This window comes from Lyngbya sp. CCAP 1446/10 (assembly GCF_026130175.1).
Classification (GTDB): Bacteria; Cyanobacteriota; Cyanobacteriia; order Cyanobacteriales; family Microcoleaceae; genus Microcoleus.
Window position 1 is genome coordinate 1 of record NZ_JAIGNI010000125.1, and the last position, 2,646, is coordinate 2,646.

Consider the following 2,646-nt stretch of genomic DNA (forward strand, 5'->3'; position numbering starts at 1 on the left):
TTAATTAGTTCCTCTTTTCTCTTAAAAGTCATTACAAAGTGTGTTTGTAGCTTCTAACAATGGTGAATTTATCTTAAAATATACTCATCACTGATGAACAGTGTTCAATAAGATGCGTTCCCCCTGGGTTCTCCCGGCGTTCTCGCTCGCGGTACGCTGGCAATGTTCCAATATGATGAAACAAAAACTTTGCGCTCAATTGACATTCCTGTGTTGGTAATATGTGGCGATTCAGATATTGCCACTACCCCCCCAACTAGCCTGCGAATGAAAGCAGAGTTACCTCAAGCAGAGCTAGTTACTATACAGAAAGGAAGACACATGGCATTAATGGAGCATAACCAGCAGTTTGCAGAAGCTGTCAGGGCATTCTGCACTGAAATTTCCTAACTAAAAAGGAAAATTGTAGCGAAAATGTTGGGGGGAGTGAAACGGAGGGTTCGTTCCCTTGAGGCCAAACCTACGCACTGATTCGGTCTAGTTCCTAGACCTCTTTGTCACCCTCCCACCTTTAACTGAAAATGCGCTTGATGGCAGGAATACGAGCCAACACGAAATAATCCAACAGCAGAACGGTGACGAGTGAAAGTCCTACAAGCGGGAAGGCAATCCCTAAAACAGCAACGATTGCGAGTGGCACTTTCCATCCCTGAACATGGGTGGGCATTGGAGGCGCACCGAGCCAACCCGTCCCTTTCGGACGACGCTGCCACCACATCACCGTACCACTGACTGAAAGCACAATCAAAATTAAGGCTGCAAACAACATCAGTAGTTGATTGCTCAATCCAAAATATTTGCCCATGTGAATGGAAATTCCCATTGATACGACTTTGGGTACTAACCCGTAATCCTTCCATCGCACATCTGCTAATACTTTGCCACTGTATTGATCGATGTGCAAAGTGACTTCTTGCGCCGGATTATTTGGAAATGCCGAAACCGTATACACACCCGTTTTGGATTCTGGAAAACTAACACTAAATCCAGGGGGTGCGCCTTTTGCTTGAGCTAAATTTACAACAGAATCTAGATTTACGGACGTATCAGCAAGAGTTCGCCCGATAACTTCGTTGTGTCCTGAATGATGCTCATCTCTAGGCGTACTCGATTTAGGAATTGGTAATTGCTCTACTGCCCAAGGCACAACTTGATTGCCCTGCTGATTGAGGGAGCCTGTGAGTGTTGTCGATTGAGGCACGTTATCCCGCATTTGTGCAGGGTAGTAGTTCGACAAACGAGCGAAGGTATCTCCCCAAAAACCTGTCCAGGGTAGTCCACTGAGGATGAGGAAGCCAATTAGCAATACGCCATAAAATCCCGAAACGGCGTGTAAGTCCCGCCAAAATACCCGCTTATTCTGGCTCCACACACGCGGAATTAATGTTCCTAAAAAAGTTACTTTGCGGCGAGGCCACCATAAATATAATCCGGTAATTAGCAAAATCAGTCCCCAACAAGAAGCAAGCTCTACTAAATAATCTCCCAATTTTCCGATCATCAGTTCGCCGTGAATCTTGCGTGCGATCGCTTGGAGATTATTATTTTCATCGCGATCGCCTAAAATCTTAGCCGTATAAGGATTCACGAAAACGGCTAGTGTTCTTTGATCTTTAGTCGCGATCGTCACTTCAGCACTACGATTAGACGCAACGCTCGGCGTAAATTTTGTTACTTTGGCATCAGGATAAGTTCGTTGAACAACTGCCACCTGTTGAGTATAAGGCATCACCACATCAGCAGGCTGCACAAACATATTCTGGTGATACATTGCAACATCTAATTGCGGTTTAAATAGGTAAATGATGCCTGTGATTGACAAAATCAGCATGAAAGGAATAACAAACAAGCCTGCATAGAAGTGCCATCGCCAAACGGTGCGATAAAAACGATTAATGGGAGGTTCAGCAACCAGTGAAGGGTTCAAAACGCTGTTCAATTTACTCATTGTCATTTGCTAAAATATCGAGAAAAGCCATTATGCTACACAAGTATGAACAATGTCAAAAGACAGGCTGTCAAACAGAGTTCCTGCTTCTGAAGTTTTTAGCCGTCAGTAATCCTGATGAAGATTTATTCAAGAGGGAAAGTAACTAAAGACCAGTATATTGCAATACCGTTCAGTTAAGGCTGCCTATCTTTATTTAGCATAAGTGGGCTAAGTCTTTACTCCATCAGGGTTTGAGGAGGGTTGTCATCCCCTCAGCGGTGATGCCATAGCTTCTAGTAGAGGATTCAGTCCCCAAATTAGCTCAACATTTGGATGCCAAAGATTAGATCTGTTGGAGTTCTATTCCTCTGGTTTCCTGTCGCCAATTTGATTGCACTTAGACACACACTTTTTGGGAGCATCTCATATTTGTAAAAACACTTATTATGGCTCCTTCCTTCTTCCTCTTTCCTCCTGCATCCTCCCTCCTGCCTCAAAACTTAGATTTCTAGCTTGGCTGCAAAAGTGAGATGCTCCCCACTTTTGGACGCCCATCCCACAAAACAATCAAAATCATCCCGCAATTATGTAAGGAATGAAAATTTAATAACTTTAGCGTTGGTTAAATAGTCGGCACTGCACGATAATTCCATTTTGGTAGATATTCATCAAAAATAATTTTCATTGTTTCTTTAAATCCATTAGCTACTTTTCGA

The 2,646-nt window shown here is 43.3% G+C and carries 2 protein-coding genes; one reads left to right on the forward strand and one right to left on the reverse strand.

Annotated features, from left to right (window positions below):
- Positions 1 to 162: 162 nt before the first annotated feature.
- Positions 163 to 390, forward strand: a complete 228-nt coding sequence (locus K4039_RS26525; protein ID WP_265239492.1) for an alpha/beta fold hydrolase — start codon at positions 163 to 165, stop codon at positions 388 to 390.
- Between the two features lie 121 nt (positions 391 to 511).
- Here the strand turns inward: K4039_RS26525 and K4039_RS26530 are convergent, their stop codons facing one another.
- Positions 512 to 1,948, reverse strand: a complete 1,437-nt coding sequence (locus K4039_RS26530; RefSeq protein ID WP_265239493.1) for a PepSY domain-containing protein — start codon at positions 1,946 to 1,948, stop codon at positions 512 to 514.
- Positions 1,949 to 2,646 lie beyond the last annotated feature (698 nt).